Annotated in this window: 9 protein-coding genes; 2 read left to right on the top strand and 7 right to left on the bottom strand. The window is 70.1% G+C overall.

Annotated elements, in window-relative coordinates:
* Positions 1-200 precede the first annotated feature (200 nt).
* Positions 201-1,364 carry a M20 aminoacylase family protein gene (locus tag HWX22_RS13945; RefSeq protein ID WP_059818211.1) on the bottom strand — a complete coding sequence of 388 codons (1,164 nt, stop codon included), beginning with the start codon at positions 1,362-1,364 and terminating at the stop codon, positions 201-203.
* Positions 1,365-1,731: 367 nt separating this feature from the next.
* On the opposite strand from HWX22_RS13945, the gene HWX22_RS13940 reads away from it, so the two are divergent.
* A complete protein-coding gene (locus HWX22_RS13940) occupies positions 1,732-2,799 on the top strand; it encodes a type IV toxin-antitoxin system AbiEi family antitoxin (RefSeq protein WP_175915832.1) in 1,068 nt (355 codons plus the stop codon).
* The gene (locus tag HWX22_RS13935; protein WP_175915831.1) at positions 2,768-3,673 is read left to right on the top strand and encodes a nucleotidyl transferase AbiEii/AbiGii toxin family protein; all 906 of its coding nucleotides are present in this window, start codon (positions 2,768-2,770) and stop codon (positions 3,671-3,673) included. The genes HWX22_RS13940 and HWX22_RS13935 overlap by 32 nt, the downstream gene beginning before the upstream one ends.
* Positions 3,674-3,823: 150 nt before the next feature.
* Here the strand turns inward: HWX22_RS13935 and HWX22_RS13930 are convergent, their stop codons facing one another.
* The 6 genes from HWX22_RS13930 to HWX22_RS13905 form a co-directional block, all read right to left on the bottom strand.
* Positions 3,824-4,843, bottom strand: coding sequence for a GNAT family N-acetyltransferase (locus HWX22_RS13930; protein ID WP_175911370.1), 1,020 nt, complete (start codon positions 4,841-4,843; stop codon positions 3,824-3,826).
* On the bottom strand, positions 4,843-5,682 hold the full coding sequence (locus tag HWX22_RS13925) for a formyltransferase family protein (protein ID WP_175915830.1): 840 nt from the start codon (positions 5,680-5,682) through the stop codon (positions 4,843-4,845). Before HWX22_RS13925 ends, HWX22_RS13930 begins: the two co-directional genes overlap by 1 nt.
* Positions 5,683-5,768: 86 nt before the next feature.
* The gene (locus HWX22_RS13920; RefSeq protein ID WP_175915829.1) at positions 5,769-8,021 is read right to left on the bottom strand and encodes a TonB-dependent siderophore receptor; all 2,253 of its coding nucleotides are present in this window, start codon (positions 8,019-8,021) and stop codon (positions 5,769-5,771) included.
* Between the two features lie 46 nt (positions 8,022-8,067).
* Complete coding sequence (locus tag HWX22_RS13915; protein WP_175915828.1) at positions 8,068-9,444, bottom strand: lysine N(6)-hydroxylase/L-ornithine N(5)-oxygenase family protein; 1,377 nt, start codon at positions 9,442-9,444, stop codon at positions 8,068-8,070.
* A gap of 34 nt (positions 9,445-9,478) precedes the next feature.
* Positions 9,479-10,504, bottom strand: a complete 1,026-nt coding sequence (locus HWX22_RS13910) for a GNAT family N-acetyltransferase (RefSeq protein WP_175915827.1) — start codon at positions 10,502-10,504, stop codon at positions 9,479-9,481.
* Complete coding sequence (locus tag HWX22_RS13905; protein WP_175915826.1) at positions 10,494-15,494, bottom strand: non-ribosomal peptide synthetase; 5,001 nt, start codon at positions 15,492-15,494, stop codon at positions 10,494-10,496. Before HWX22_RS13905 ends, HWX22_RS13910 begins: the two co-directional genes overlap by 11 nt.

The following is a 15,494-nucleotide window of genomic DNA, read 5'->3' as shown; positions in this document are numbered from 1 at the left end:
ACGCCCTTCACGGCTTCCCCTTCGCAACCGAGACTCCCCGTACCCTAAAATGCAGCTTCCTTTAACGACCATCCAGCTCCAAGTACTCCGCTCCCGCCAGGCTCCTTTTGGTTTTGGAAAGTACTGCATCCCGCGCGCCCGGTTTCACGGCCGTGTTGGCGCGTACCGGGCAGCCGCGCCCGCGTCGATGCGCCGCGGCGTCACACCAGGAACGTCTCGGCCAGCTTGACCCAGTACGATGCGCCGGTCGGCAGCGCGGCGTCGTTGAAGTCGTAACCGGGGTTGTGCACCATGCAGCCGCCCTCCCCGTCGCCGTTGCCGATGATCAGGTAGCAGCCCGGCCGCTTCTCGAGCAGGAACGCGAAATCCTCGCTGCCGGTGAGCGGCACCATCCCGTCGATCAGGTTCGCCTCGCCGACCCACTCTCGCGCGACGCCGCGTGCGAACGCGGTCATCTGCGCGTCGTTGACGAGCACCGGGTAGCGGCGCTGGTAGTCGATCGTCGCGGTCGCGCCGAACACTGCAGCCTGCGCATGAACGACTTCCTTGATGCGCGTCTCGAGCAGGTCACGCACTTCCGGTTTCAGCGCGCGCACGGACAGGCGCATCTGTGCGCGGTCGGGAATCACGTTCGGCGCCTCGCCCGCATGGATCGCGCCCACCGTGACGATCGCCATGTCGAGCGGCGACACATTGCGCGACACGATCGTCTGCAGCGCGACGACGATCTGCGCGCACACGACGACCGGGTCGATCGCCCTGTGCGGCACCGCGCCGTGGCCGCCGCGCCCCTGCACGTCGACGATCACGGTATCCGACGACGCCATGAACGGCCCCGGCAGGAAGCCGAACTTGCCCGTCGGGAAGCCCGGCATGTTGTGCATCGCGAAGATCGCGTCGCACGGAAACTGCTCGAACAGCCCGTCGTCGAGCATTTTCTTCGCACCGCCGAGCCCTTCCTCGGCCGGCTGGAAAATCAGGTTCAGCGTGCCGGAAAAGCGGCGCTCGCGCGCCAGGTGCTTCGCGGCCGCGAGCAGCATCGCCGTGTGGCCGTCGTGGCCGCACGCGTGCATCTTGCCGGGGATCGTGCTCTGGTACGGCAGGCCGGTCGATTCGTGGATCGGCAGCGCGTCCATGTCGGCGCGCAGGCCGAGGCGCTGCGTGCCGTTGCCGACCTTCAGTTGCGCGACGACGCCCGTGCCGCCGAGCCCGCGATGCACCGTATAGCCCCACGCCTGCAACTGCCCGGCGACGAGGTCGCTCGTCGCGAATTCCTCGAAACCCAGCTCGGGGTGGGCATGAATGCGGTGCCGGATCTCGATCATTTCGTCGGCGAGGCCTGCGGGGATCACGCTGTGCGTCACGGTGTCGTCTCCTGGGTTTCGTGGGGAAGGTGCAGGCAAGGATAGTCGGTTGAGCGGCAACCGGACAGACAGAAAGTCGTCACGGCAGCAACCAGGAGTTGCCTGTCGATCGTCGTGGCGCGCGACGAATGCGCGACGGATCGTACGGCGGAAGGAAACCGGCCATTCGGGCGACTGCCGCCTGCGATCGGGATTCGCGACACTGCGTGTTCCGTCTCGATTTTTCAGGTGGGAGGGCGTGTTGATTGCCGTTCGTCATTCCGGAATAATTCCGTCACATCAATGGGTTGAGGATATTTGTTCATTTTTTGACGGCCGTACATTTTTTGTGTACGCTCGTGAAAAAGTGAACAGGCGATCCACCCCGATGCCCAAGAACGCCATCCTGCCGATATCGGAACAGCACGTGCTCGACGAAGCCTGTGCCGCGTTCGGACGCGCGACCCGGCGCTTCGACGCCCGGCCCGTGCGCGTGCCGGCCGCATACAACGCGCATGCCGACGCGATGATCCGCTTCGGCATTGCCGGGCAAACATTCGAGATGCCGGTGGCGGTGAGCGTCGGCGTCGAATCGCTGCACGGCGCGCTCGCCGCGTTACGCCGCCGCGCGCCTCCAACGTCCGCCGAGCGGCCGCTGATGCTGGTCGCGCCGTATTTTTCGGCCGACCTGGCCGCCCGCCTGATCGAGCACGACATCCCGTTCATCGATACCGCCGGCAACGCATGCCTGATCCAGCCGGAGGCGACCGTGATGATCTCCGGCCGGCCGAAACCTGCACGCACGCCACGCCGGCAGGCATCGCGCGCGACGACGCCCAAGGGGCTCGCCGTGATGTTCGCGCTCGCGACGCAGCCGGGCCTCGTCGCGCAACCGCTCCGTGCGATCGCCGCCGCGTCGGGCGTCGCGCTCGGCACGGTCAATCTCGCAATGGACGATCTGATCGCACGCGGCCTCATCGCGCAGCGGCGCAACGGCGTGCGCGCGTTTACCGACTGGCCGCGCTTCGTGCAGGAATGGGTCGCGCTGTACCCGAGCCGCCTGCGCGCGAAATTGCCGAGCCGGCGGTTTGCCGCGCTCGCGCCCGACTGGTGGCGCGGTTTCGATTTCGCGCCATTCGACGCGCGGCTCGGCGGCGAACCCGCGGCCGACCTGCTGACGCACGACCTGAAGCCGGCCGCGGTCACCGTCTATACGCACGGCGCCGTGTCGAACCGCCTGCTGCTCCAGGCGCGCCTGCGCCCGGACGAGCGCGGCGACGTCGAGCTGCTCGAAGCATTCTGGCCGCCGTCGCCGGCGCTCGACTGGCGCGAGCAGGACGTGCCGCTCGTGCCGCCGCTGCTGATCTACGCGGATCTCGTCTCGTCCGGAGACAGCCGCAATCTTGCCGCCGCCGAACACATCCATGACCGATACCTCGCCCACCCGCCCGCTTGAAGTCGACGCGCGCCGGCCGCTCGAACCGGCGGCGGTCGCGTTGCTGCAGGCGGTCCGTACGACTTGCGCGCAGCTCGACGCGGCATTCGTCGTCGCCGGCGCAACCGCGCGCGACATCCTGATGTGGCATGTCCACGGCATCCGGCCGGTGCGTGCGACGCGGGACGTCGACGTCGCCGTGTGCGCGGTGAGCTGGCCGTTTCACGAACGGCTCGTCGACGCCCTCGTCGCGACGGAGCAATTCGCACGCGCGCCGAAGCATCAGCAGAAACTGCTGTTCGACAGCGGCACGCAAGGCTTTCGCACGGAGCTCGATCTCGTGCCGTTCGGGCCGCTCGAGGCGCCCCCCGGCGAAATCGCGTGGCCACCGGGCGGCGATTTCGTGCTGAACGTGCTGGGCTTTCAGGAGGCGGTCGATACGGTGCTGGTCGTGTCGATCGCGGCCGGCATCGCGGTGCCGGTGGCCAGCCTGCCGGCCCTGGCGCTGTTGAAGCTGCTCGCGTGGAAGGACCGGCGCGCACGCCAGAACAGCGACGCGTACGACCTGCTGTTCCTGCTCACGCATTTTCACGACGCGGGTAATCGCGAGCGCATCTGGGACGTCGCGCCCGACCTGCTCGAGCAGCACGGTTTCCAGCCTGAGCTGGCCGCGGCCGCGCTGCTGGCGCGCGATGCAAGGCGGATTGCTTCGCCGCAAACGCACGATGCGATCCGCGCGCTGCTATCCGACGCAGCGATCTACACAACGCTCCGGCAGGATCTGCAGGCCCGCGCGTTCGCGCTGCTGCCGGGCGAATTCAACGATGACGCCGACCGGTATCTCGACGCGTTCCGCGACGCTTTTCTCACCGATTCGCCCGTTCCCCGGACGTGACGTGCGGCCGCGCGACCGCAACGCCATCGCGCATTCACTGCCCTGCGCCGGGCCCGCCCGGTCTCCGAGTGACGACCCCGCGCCGCAACTGAATTCGCGACCGTGGTTCCAGCCGTGCGACAAACGCCGTCACGCGTTCCGCAAGCTTCGTCACGGCAACCGGAACGTGTCGAAGAATGTTTCGCGCTCCATCACGGTGAGCGCCGCGCGCTTGTGCGGGAAGTCGAACTCCTTCAGCGTGTAGAACCCGAGCCGGTGCATGTACGCGATATGCCGCACGTGATCGACGCGCGGCTCGCCGACGAGCCGCTGCGTGCGCGGTTCGTCGACGAACATGTAGTGCAGCACCCCGCTCCACCACGCATGCAGCTTGCCCGCGCTCTGGAAGCGTGAATCGCCGATCAGCAGATGCAGCCCGCGATCGAAGTCATGCGCGTCGTAGAACGGCGCGAGGCGGTCCTCCTTCGCCCAGTAGAACTCGAAATAGCCGAACGGCGTATCGTCGAAATAGCCGATCATCGGATGCATGTGCGGATCGGCGAGCCGCTCCGCGAGATAGGCGGCGTGCTCGTCGAGCGTGCCGCGCTGGTCCCAGAAATGCGCGACGCGATCAAGGTTCATCCAGTCGCTGAACAACTGCGCATGCGCATCGATGTCGACGGTGCGCAGGCTGAACGTCATCCCGACCTGCGGCATGTAGCGCGCATAGATCTCGCCGGCCGGCGACGGCGGCCGCACCGGATGCCGGTGGCCGTTCGTGATCGTGTAGCGCAGCGGCATCCCGCCCGACGCGGGCGCCTTCAGCCACGGCCGCGGATTCTGCCAGAACGTCGCGCGCGATGCGGTGAGGTGCAGGCGGTCGCCCACGATCCGTGCGTCGTCGATCACGCCGTCGCGCACCGCGCGCGCGACGTACGACGCGATAGCCGCCGGATCGGCGCCGCCGTGCGGCACCGACACCGTCGCCGCATCGTGCCGCGTGTCCGTGTTGAACAGCGCGACGAACTCCGCGAGCAGCGCGGCCGGCGCATCGTCGGGCCGCCACGCGTCGAGCGTGCGCTCGGCGGCGGGCGGCTCCTGCCCGTGCGCGGCGCCGTCGAGTGCCGCGGCCACCTCGCCTTCGACGGCGTCCGCTTCCTTGTCGGCCGGTTTCGTCAGCGTGTCTTCCATCACAGTGCTCCCGCGTCGTGGCGATCGGCGAGGATGTGCAGCCCCCGCTCGAGCGCCGGAAACAGGCTGCGCTGGAAGTTGTTCCAGCGCAGTTCGAGAATCGTGTCGTCCGGCGCGATCGGCGTGTCGAGCACGTCGCAGATCACTTCACCGGAATCGATGCCGTTGTCGACGTAGTGAAACGATGCGCCCGTCATCGTCACGGGTTCGACGCGCGAGGTCGCGCCGTTCGCCCAGTCGACCCGTTCGCCGCGCGCGCCGTGCAGCGCGTCGAGCGTCGCCCACGCGCCGCGCCGCTGGTACGGCGAATCGTCGGCCGTGATGCCAGGGTGGATGTTCGCGATGCGACGATGAAAACGCGCGCCGGGACGCACGAGCTCGTCGAGGATCACGAGCAGCCCGTCGAGCACGACCACGTCGGCGTCGAGTTCGAGCAGGCGTTCGAGCAGGCGGCGCTCGAACGCCTGCTTGCCCGTCACGCGCTCGCGCGCATCGCGCGGCAGCCGGCGGTACGTCGACGCAATCGTGCAGAACAGTTCGTCGACCGGCCTGCCCTGCACGGTCAGCCCGTCGGGCAGGATCCACGGGCGGCCGGGCGTGCGTGCGAAGCCGTAGTCGGCGACCTTCGCGCGATCGGCCGGCGAGCCTTCGTCGTCGTCGACGATCACGCCCTGGAGCGCATAGCGTTCGCCGAGCGGCGAGTCGTTCAGACGCTCGACGAGGAATTCGAGCGGCGCCTTCATGTAGCGCGTGCTGCCCTGGTAAGCGACCGGCTGGCCGGCGCGATCGGCCGCGCCGTTGCGCAGCGACTGGATGTAGACGAGATTTTTCTTCGGCATGGAGGCGTCGTGGAAAAAGCGGACGACGGCGCCGCGGCCCGCCCGCGCCGGCCCGAAGGCCGGCCGGCGCGCCACGGCGCGCGGCGTCACCAGTTGTATTTCGCGGTGGCGATCACCGTGCGGTCGGTCCCGAAAACGCAGACGCTCGTCGACTGGCAACCGCTGATGTAATGGCGGTTGAACAGGTTCGTCCCGTTCACGGCAAAGCGCCAGTTGCGCGTGTCGTAATGCACGCCCGCGTCGAACAGCGTGTAGCTCGATACCGTCAGCGAGTTGTCCGCCGCACCGGCCGACGCACTCTGGTAGCGCACGCCGCCGCCCAGGCCGAAGCCCGTGAGCGGCCCCGTGTGCCACGTCCAGTCCGCCCACAGCGACGCCATCTGGCGCGGCCGCGGAATGTCGACCGGCCAGTTGTTCAGCGACGCGTCGTTGGCCTTCACGTTCTTCACGTCCTGGTAGACGTAGGACGCGATCAGCGACAGGTTCCGCGTGAGCTTGCCGGTCGCGTTCAGCTCGATCCCGCGCGAACGCACTTCACCGGTCTGGACCAAGGTCGTGCCGGACGGATCGAGATTGAGCGGCGTCGCCGTGAGCACGTTGGTCTGGTTGATCTGGTAGATCGCCGCGCTCAGCATCAGGTTCTTGCCGGGCGGCTGCCAGCGCAGGCCGGCCTCGATCTGCTTGCCGCGCGTCGACTGCGGCAGCCCGCCGCCGTACAGGTTCACGCCGATCAGCGGGTTGAACGACGTCGCGTAGCTGACGTACGGCGACAGCCCGTAGTCGCCCTGGTACGTGAGGCCCACGCGGCCGGTGAACGCCGTGACGTCGGCCTTCGACTGCGTGCCGCCCGCGCGGTCGTCCATCCGCTGGTTGACCCAGTCCTCGCGGCCGCCGAGCGTCAGCGTCCAGCGGTTCCACTTGACCTGGTCCTGCACGTACAGCCCGAACGTGTTCATCGTCGTGTAAGTGTTGGTGCGATACGTGGTGTTCGGTGGCGAGAACACGGACAGCGTCACCGGCGTGTAGACCGGGTTGTAGATGTTCAGCGTCGGCGCGGCGGCCAGCCATTCGCTGTCGGTCGCGGTCTGCCGGTTGTACTGGAAGCCGAGCAGCAGCGTGTGCTCGAGCGGTCCCGTGCCGAAGCGGCCCTGCAGGTTGTTGTCGATGTCGAAGCGGCTGTAGTTCGTCTGGAACACGCCGGCCCAGCGGTTGATGTCGGTCAGGCTGCCGTCGGCGAAGCCCGCGCCGAACACCGAGCCGTTGTCGAGCGACAGGTGCATCCAGCGCACGTTCTGGCGGAACGTCCACATCGGGTTCAGGTTCCGCTCGAACTGGTAGCCGAGCGACCACTGCTTCTTGCGGTAGTAGTTGAAATCCGGGTCGCCGCCGTAGACGTCCTTGTCGAGCTGCCCGTTCGGGTTCGGCAGCACCGTGCCTTGCGCCGGCAGGAAGTTCGACGAGATGTCGCCCCAGTCCTGCAGGTACGTGGCGGACAGCGTCAGCGACGTATCCGCGTCCGGGCGCCAGCGGAACGACGGCGCGAGCGCGACGCGCTGGTCGTTGTTCGGGCCGGTCAGCGCGTTGCCGTCGCGGGCGACGCCGACGAACCGGTACGCGTACTTGCCGTCCGCGTCGAGCTTGTCGCCGACGTCGATCATGAACTGCTTGCGCGCGTAGTTGCCGAACTGCACGCCGGCTTCGCGCACGCGCTCGCCGTCGGCCGTCTTGGTCTGCACGTCGATGATCGCGCCCGGGTCGCCGGCGCCGTACAGCACCGACGTCGGCCCGCGCAGCACGGTGATGCTGTCGATCATGTACGGATCGACGCGCCAGCTCGACAGGTTCAGCGTATTCGGCACCTGCAGGCCGTTCACGTACGCGGTCGGCGTGAAGCCGCGCAGCGCCGCGTACCAGTCGGAGCGGTTGTCCGAGCCGTACGACGAGAAGCCCGGCACGTAGCGCAGCGCCGCGTTCACGTCGGTCGCGCCGGTCATCTCGATCTGCTGCGCGGTGACGACGTTGATCGTCTGCGGAATCTCGTTCAGCGCGGTATCGGTCTTGGTGCCGGTCCTGCTGCGCTTCGCGACGAGCCCGACCGTGCCGTCGCCCTCCGAGCCCGCGTTGACGTTGATCGCCGGCAGCGTGCCGGATGTCGAGCCGTTCTGCGCGCCGGCCGATGCGCTGACCGCCGCACCGTTCTGCGCATTGCCGCCCGACGCCGCGGCGCCTGCGTTCACGGCTGGCGCCGTCTGGGCGGTTGCGTGCCCTGCCGCCATCCCGAACGCCACGCTCGCCGCGGCTGCGATCGCACGCACACGCGTGCCTGTTGCCCACTCCATCTTTCTCTGCTCCACTTTTTTGATGCGGTCTCCGACCGCGCCTTTGTCAAAGAGCGAAAGCCATGCGGCCCGCGCTCGCCCCGTCTTGATGTCGTTGTTCATGCACCGTCCGGCCCGCGCCATCGTCATGGGCGGGCGCGATCCCTTCCTCGAGCGACGCGCAGATCTCGTCCGCGCGGCGCGCCAGGACCGACAGCAGCGTGTCGGACAGGCCGTGGCTGTCTTCGCAGCAGCCTTGCAGGTAGATGCGCGGCGCGAAGTGCGCGGGCGTCGCGAGCAGGTAGTCGCGCGTGACGTCGCCGCGCGTGAGCGCATCGCCCAGATGCGGCTCGAGCCCTTCGAGCAGCGCCGAATGCGTGTCGCGCCGGTAGCCGGTCGCGAGCACGAGCGCGTCGAACCGTTCGACGCGCGTCGCGCCGTTCATCCGGTCGCGCAGCGTCAGCTCGATGCGGCCGTCGCCGGCGCGCACCGCGGCCTCGATCGCGATGTTCGCGAGCAGCGCATGGCGCGGCGTGCCGTCGATGCGCTGCAGGTACAGCATTTCGTAGATCTGCTCGATCAGCGGCCGATCGACCACCGCGTAGTTGGTGTCGCGATAGCGCTCGAGCAGCGCGCGGCGCGCGTCGTGCGGCTGCGCGTAGACGACGTCGGTGAATTCTGGGCTGAAGATCTCGTTGACGAACGGGCTGTCGTCGGCCGGCTTCAATGCGCCCGCGCGCATCACGAGGCTCGCGTCGACGTGCGGGAAACGGCGCGCGAGGTCGATGAACACCTCGGCCGCGCTCTGCCCCGCGCCGATCACCGCGACGCGGCGGCGCTCGCCGTCCGGCGCGGCGACCAGCCGGTCGATGTCGGTCAGGTACGACGACGAATGGATCACGCGATCGCGGCCGAGCGCGGCGAACGCGTCCGGCACCGCCGGCGTGCCGCCGACGCCGACCGACAGCGCACGCGTCACGCGCTGGCGCTCGCGGCCGGCCGCGTCGCGCGACAGCACGCGCAGCGCGTCGATCCGCGCGCCGTCGCCGCGCACGGGCTCGATCGCCGTGACGGTTTCGTTGTAATGGACGTGCTCGTCGAATGCGTCGGCGACCCAGCTCAGGTAGTCGTGGAATTCGACGCGAGTCGGATAGAAGTTCTTCAGGTTGACGAATTCGTTCAGCCGGCCGCGTTCGAACAGGTAGTTGATGAACGTGTAGCGGCTTTTCGGATCGCGCATCGTGACGAGATCCTTCAGAAACGAGATCTGCATCCGGCAGTCGTCGAGCAGCATGCCGCGATGCCAGCCGAATTCCGGCTGGCGTTCGACGAAGCAATGCGCGAACGGACGCGTGCCGTTGCGTTCCGCGAGGCGCACGGCCAGCGCCAGGTTCGACGGCCCGAAGCCGACGCCGATCAGGTCGAATACGGTTTCTCTCTGCATGTCTCTCAGCTCCCTTGTCGGTGAATCCGGCCCGTCAGACGTGACGGCCGGAGAAGAACGTTTCGCGCAGCGTGCGCATCCACAGCGGCTGCCCGTCGGCGAGCGCCAGGCGGCGCTGCCGCGCGAAGCCGTGCCGCGCGAGGGTGTCGACGACCCGCGCGCGGCCGGCCGGGACCGCGCAGCTGACCGCTTCGGTGCGCGCATCGTCGAGGAACAGGTAATGCACGACCGACGGCAGCCAGCCCGCCACGCAATGCGGGCCGCGCCAGCGCGATGCGCCGACCAGCATCCGCAGCCCGCGGTCGTAATCGCGCGCGCCGACGTGCGGCGCGAGCGGGTCTTCCTTCAGCCAGAACGCCTCGACGTACGCGAACGGTTCGCCGTCGAAGCAGCAGACGAGCGGGCTCACGTGCGGATCGGCATCGGGCGCCGTGCCGTCCACGCCGGGTTGCGTGCCCGGCCAGCCGTCGCGCACGCGCGGCTCGTCGAACCAGCGCGCCAGGCGCGCGGCGTCCTCGCCCGGCTGCCAGTCGCGCAGCGTGAAACGCACGCCGAGTGCAGGCAGGTCGCGCGCATACACGTCGCCGCGCGGCGCGGGCGGCCGGCGCGGATGCCGCCGGCCGTCGGTCAGCATCGGCAGCGTCGCGCATGGCAGCGGCGTGCCGACGCGCCACAGATCGGCCTGCTGCGCCCAGCCTTCGCGCATGCACAGACCGCCGTCGGCGAGCACGCCGCTCGCGCGCAGTGCGTCGAGCGCGACCGCCGGCCACGCGGCCGGGTCGAGCCGGATCGCCGCACGGCGCGCGTCGTCGGAAAACGCGGCGGCGAGCGCGGCCAGCAACGCGCGACGCTGGGCGCTCGGCGCCGCGCGATGGTTGTACGCGACGAGGCGCAGCGTGCCGTCGTCCGCGAGCTGCGCGCGCAGCAACTGCGCGCCGATGCCGTCGCCCTGCGCGACGCGGATCTCCGCGTCGTCGCGCGCGGCGAACAGGCCGTCCGCGAACGCGAGACGGCACGTGTCCGGCATCGTGAATCCGTCCGGACGCACTTCAGCCAGCATCGCGCACCTCCTGTTCCGTTTCGGCCGACACATCGAGATGCGCACCGAGCGCCGCGAGCGTCGGCGACGCAAATACGTCGGCCACCGTCAGCGCGTGCCCGGCGCGGCGGGCCGCGTCGACGAAGCGCACGACGTCGAATGACGTCGCGCCGGCTTCGAACAGATCGACATCGGGCGCGGGCGCGGCCGTCGCGAACGTGTCCGACCACAGCGCGGCAAGCGCGGCTACGGCGTCCGGCGCGCGCGATGCCGCCGTGACGCGCGTCGCCGCGCTGCCGGCGGGCGCGACTGCGACCGCCGCCGACGCGGCGAACAACGCGTCGGGCGCGCCGAGCGCCGCTTCCGGCGCACCGGCGAAACGCGCGACTTCGTCGTGATAGAGGTCGACGAGCGCATCGACGAAATCGCCGTCGAGCAGTTCGTCCGCATACGAGAACGCGGCGCTCACGCGGCCGTCCGGATGCTCGACGACGTCCAGCTCGAGCGTGAACACGACGCGATGACGCACGTCGTCGAACCCGGCGAGCGCCAGGCCGGCCCAGTCGCGCGCAGCGGCGCCGGTCGGACGCAGGTAGTTGAACATCACCTGGAACAGCGGATTGGCGTTTGCGGCACGCGGCGCGCGCAGCGCGGCGACGACGTCGGCGAACGGCACATCGGCATGCGCATACGCGGCGAGCGCCGTATCGCGCACCTGCGCGAGCACGTCCGAGCGGCAGGCTGACGTGTCGAGCCGCGTGCGCACGACCACGGAATTGATGAAGAGACCGAGCGCATCGCGCGCGGCATCGCCCGTCAGCTCGCGCGTCGACGCCAGCACGCCGACCGGCTGATCGGCCGCACCGGTCACGCGGAACAGCGCGGTGTTGAGCGCCGCGTGCAGCAGCATCGGCAGCGTCGCGTGCGCGGCGGACGCCGCGGTGCGCGCGGCACGGATCAGCGATGCGTCGAATTCGAACGCGACGCGCGCCGCACGCCATTGCGGGACGGCCGGCGCGTTTGCGCGCGGCGGCAGTATGGGCGGCGGCAGATCGGCCAGCGCGTCGCGCCAGTACGCGACGCGGGCCGGGTGGCACGGCGCGGGCAGCGCGAGCGACGTGTCGTGAGACGGTGTCGATACCGCTACCGCTTCCGCTTCGCCGCGCACGAACGCGACATAGCCTGCACGCACCGCGTCGAGCCACAGCTCGATCGATTCGCCATCCGACACGATGTGATGGATCGTCACCGACAGCACGTGATCGTCCGCGCCGAGCCGCAGCACGCGCGCGCGCCACAGCGGCGCACCGGCCGCGAGATCGAACGGTGCGAGCGCATCGGCGTCGGTCAACGCCGCCGCGCGGGCGAGCGCGTCGGGCCGTGCCGACAAATCGACGAGCGGCATTTCGACGGAAACGTCTGCATCGATCCGCTGGCCGGGCAGCATGCCGTCGCGCGTGACGAGCCGGGTACGCAGCGCCGGATGAGCGGCCGCCGCAGCCGAGAACGCCGCACGCAGCGCGTCGACGTCGAGCGGACCGCGCACGCGCAGCGCGACCGGAATGTTGTACGCGGCGCTGTCCGGCTGCGCGCGCCACAGGAACCACAGGCCGAGCTGCGCGGGCGACAGCGGCCATACGCCGTGCGCATCGGGTTTGACCACCGCGACGCCCGGCGCCGCGGCACCGGCGTGCGCGGCGCGCGGCGCGTCGGCGATCTGGCGCGCGTATTGCGCGAGCACCGGCGCTTCGAACAGCGCGCGCACCGGCACGTCGCGGCCGAGCCGCTCGGCGACGCGCGTCGCGACGCGCACCGCCGCCAGCGAATGGCCGCCGAGTTCGAAGAAGTGATCGCCGCGACCGACGCGCTCGACGTTCAGCACGTCGCGCCAGATCGCCGCGAGCGCGGTTTCGTCGCCGTCGTGCGGCGCTTCGTATGCGCGTTCGACGCGCACCGGCGCCGGCAACCGTGCGCGGTCGACCTTGCTGTTCGCGTTGCGCGGCAGCGCGTCGAGCACGATCAGTTGCGCGGGCACCATGTAGTCGGGCAGCGTGCGGCGCAGATGCGCGTCGAGCGTCGCGGCCTCGACCGGTTGCGCGGCCGCCTGCGCGTCGACGGTCAGTTCGACGTAGGCGACGAGCTGCGCCTGCGCGCCCTGCCCGTGCACGACCGCGCACGCTTCGCGCACCGCATCGTGCGCGGCCAGCTGCGCCTCGATCTCGCCGAGCTCGATGCGCAGCCCGCGCAGCTTCACTTGATGATCGACGCGGCCGATGAAGTCGAACACGCCGTCCGCGCGACGCCGCACGAGGTCGCCCGTGCGGTACAGGCGCGCGCCCGGCGCGCCGTACGGATCGGGCACGAAGCGCTCGGCCGTCAGCGCGGGACGATCGAGATAGCCGCGCGCGACGCCGATCCCCTCGCCGCCCAGGTACAGCTCGCCGATCACGCCGACCGGCAGCGGATGCAGCCGCGCGTCGAGCACGTGCGCGGTGCGCGCGCCGACCAGCGTGCCGATCGGCAGATACGCGGCGTCGCCCAGCTTCGCGAGATCGTCGCCGGGGCGGAACATCCACAGCGTCGGCGTGATCACGGTTTCGGTCGGGCCGTAGCCGTTGACCACGCGCACGTTCGGCATGGCGCGGCGCAGCATCGCGAACGCTTCGCGCGACGTGGCTTCGCCGCCGACGGTCAGCGAGCGCAGCGTCGGCGGCGCGCCGTGCGCGAGCGCCCATTCGGCGAGCTGCGCGGCGCAGCCGGGCGGCACGTAGGTCATCGTCACGCCGTCGCGGATCATCATCGCGCAGGTCTGCGCGGGCGGCCACAGCACGTCGGCCGTCACCGACACGGCGGCGCCCGACAGGTATTGCGAAAACCAGCCTTCGTGCGCGCCGTCGAAGTTGACCGACTGGAACAGCAGGAACACGTCGTTCTCGCCCGCGCCGTAGCGCTCGGCGATCGCCACGCAATGTCGCGCGAACGCCGCGTGATCGACGATCACGCCCTTCGGCTTGCCGGTCGAGCCCGACGTGTAGATCGCGTAGGCCGCATGACCTGGCAGCACGTCCGGCAGCGCGACGTCCGCGGCTTCGTCGAGTGCGTCGACTTCGTCCGCGCGCCAGACGCGCAGCGCCGGCAGCTCGGGCAGCGAGGCGGCGCTCGCGCCGTCGGTCAGCACGTGCGCGATGCCCGCATCGCCGACGATCTGCGCGAGGCGTTCGCGCGGATGGGCCGGATCGAGCGGCACGAACGCGGCGCCCGACTTCAGCACCGCGATCAGCGCGACCAGCAGGTCGACCGAGCGCTGCAGCGCGACGCCGACGCGCATTTCAGGCCGCACGCCGACCGCGACGAGGTTGCGCGCGATGCGTGCCGCGCGCGCGTCGACCTCGCCGCGCGTCAGCGCGCGATCGATGTCGGCGACACCGCGTGCGTCGGGCCGTGCCTGCGCATGCGCGGCGATGCGCGCGTGCACGGAGATGAACGGTTCGGCTTCGGCCGCACCCGCCGGCGCGTTCCACGCGAACAGTTGCGCGCGCTCGTCGGCCGGCAGCCAGTCGAGATCGCCGACCGGCACGTCGGGGCGCGCGAGCGCATCGCCGAGCAGCGTGACGAAGCGCGCGGCCAGCCGCGCGATCGCGTCGCCGTCGAACAGGTCGAGCGCGTGGATGAACGCGGCGTCGAACGTGCCGTCGGGCGTCGCCTCGACGGAAAGCGTCAGGTCGAATTTCGCGGACGGCGTGCCGGACGGCAGCAAGGTTGCCGATGCCGCGCCCAGCGCCGGCAGCGCGCGACGCTCGCCATATGCGGCCATCACCTGGAACAGCGGATGGTGGCTCGCGCTGCGCGGCACGCCGAGCGCGTCGACGACCTGCTCGAACGGCACGTCCTGGTGCATCTGCGCATCGACGAGCGCGCGCTGCGTGCGCGCGACCAGCGACGAGAAATCGCCGTGCGCGGGCACGTCGACATCGATCGCGAGCGTGTTGACGAAGAAGCCGATCAGGCCCGCCGTTTCCGCGCGTTCGCGGTTCGCGGCCGGCACGCCGACGCAGATCCGCGCATCGCCGGTCGCACGCGCGAGCAGCGCATCGAGCGCTGCAAGCAACACCGCGAACGGCGTCGCGCCCGACGCGGCCGCGAACGCGCGCAACCGCGCACCGATGCGCGCGTCGAGCGAAAACACGTGACGTGCACCGCGCGCGCTGCGGCGCGCGGGCCGCGCGGCCGCGCCGGGCAGCGTCAGCACGCCGCGCTGCGGGTCGAGCCGCTCGCGCCAGAACGCCAGCTGCCGATCGCGCTCGCCGGCATCGAGCCAGCGGCGCTGCCACAGCGCATAGTCCGCGTACTGGATCGGCAGCGGCGCGAGCGGCACCGGTTCTCCCGACGTATACGCGCGATAGAACGCCGCGAGTTCGAACAGCATCACGTCCGACGACCAGCCATCCGACACGATGTGATGAACGGTCAGCGCGAGCCAGTGATGCGTCGCGTCGAAGCGGATCAGGTGTGCGCGCACGAGCGGTGCCGCGCTGAGATCGAACGCTGCGGCTTCATCGGCCATTGCGACGCGTTCGGCACGCGCGACGCGCTGCGCGTCGGGTAACGCTTCGAGATCGGTCTCGCGCCACGGGCAGCGCAGCGGTGGATGGATCGTCTGCGCGACGCCGTCTTCCGTTTCGTCGAAGGTCGTGCGCAGCGCTTCATGGCGCGCGATCAGCGCATCGCACGCAAGCCGCAGCGCATGCGCGTCGAGCGGGCCCGTCAGCGCGAGCCGTTCGGTGATGTGATAGGCGTCCGGCGCGTCGATCAAGCGCGCGTGCAGCCACAGCCGCGTCTGCGCGAACGATGCCGGCACGCGCTCGGAGCGCGGCGTGCGCGGCGGGATCGGCAGCATGCGGAAATCGATGCCGGCCGCGCCGAGCTTGTCGATGAACACCGCGCGCTGCGCGTCGGGCAATTGCGCGAAGCGCGTCGCGAGCGCGAGCCAGTCGGGTTGAGCCTTCGTCAT

The organism is Burkholderia sp. BCC1638 (assembly GCF_902833195.1).
Lineage (GTDB): Bacteria > Pseudomonadota > Gammaproteobacteria > Burkholderiales > Burkholderiaceae > Burkholderia > Burkholderia diffusa.
Note: the sequence above shows the minus strand (reverse complement) of the source record. Positions and strands in the feature narration are given on the sequence as shown.

Coding starts and splice junctions, on each gene's coding strand:
- HWX22_RS13940 (WP_175915832.1), top strand. CDS start 1,732: ATGCCCAAGAACGCCATCCTGCCGATATCGGAACAGCACGTGCTCGAC.
- HWX22_RS13935 (WP_175915831.1), top strand. CDS start 2,768: ATGACCGATACCTCGCCCACCCGCCCGCTTGAAGTCGACGCGCGCCGG.
- HWX22_RS13930 (WP_175911370.1), bottom strand. CDS start 4,843: ATGGAAGACACGCTGACGAAACCGGCCGACAAGGAAGCGGACGCCGTC.
- HWX22_RS13925 (WP_175915830.1), bottom strand. CDS start 5,682: ATGCCGAAGAAAAATCTCGTCTACATCCAGTCGCTGCGCAACGGCGCG.
- HWX22_RS13920 (WP_175915829.1), bottom strand. CDS start 8,021: ATGGAGTGGGCAACAGGCACGCGTGTGCGTGCGATCGCAGCCGCGGCG.
- HWX22_RS13915 (WP_175915828.1), bottom strand. CDS start 9,444: ATGCAGAGAGAAACCGTATTCGACCTGATCGGCGTCGGCTTCGGGCCG.
- HWX22_RS13910 (WP_175915827.1), bottom strand. CDS start 10,504: ATGCTGGCTGAAGTGCGTCCGGACGGATTCACGATGCCGGACACGTGC.
- HWX22_RS13905 (WP_175915826.1), bottom strand. CDS start 15,494: ATGACGAAGGCTCAACCCGACTGGCTCGCGCTCGCGACGCGCTTCGCG.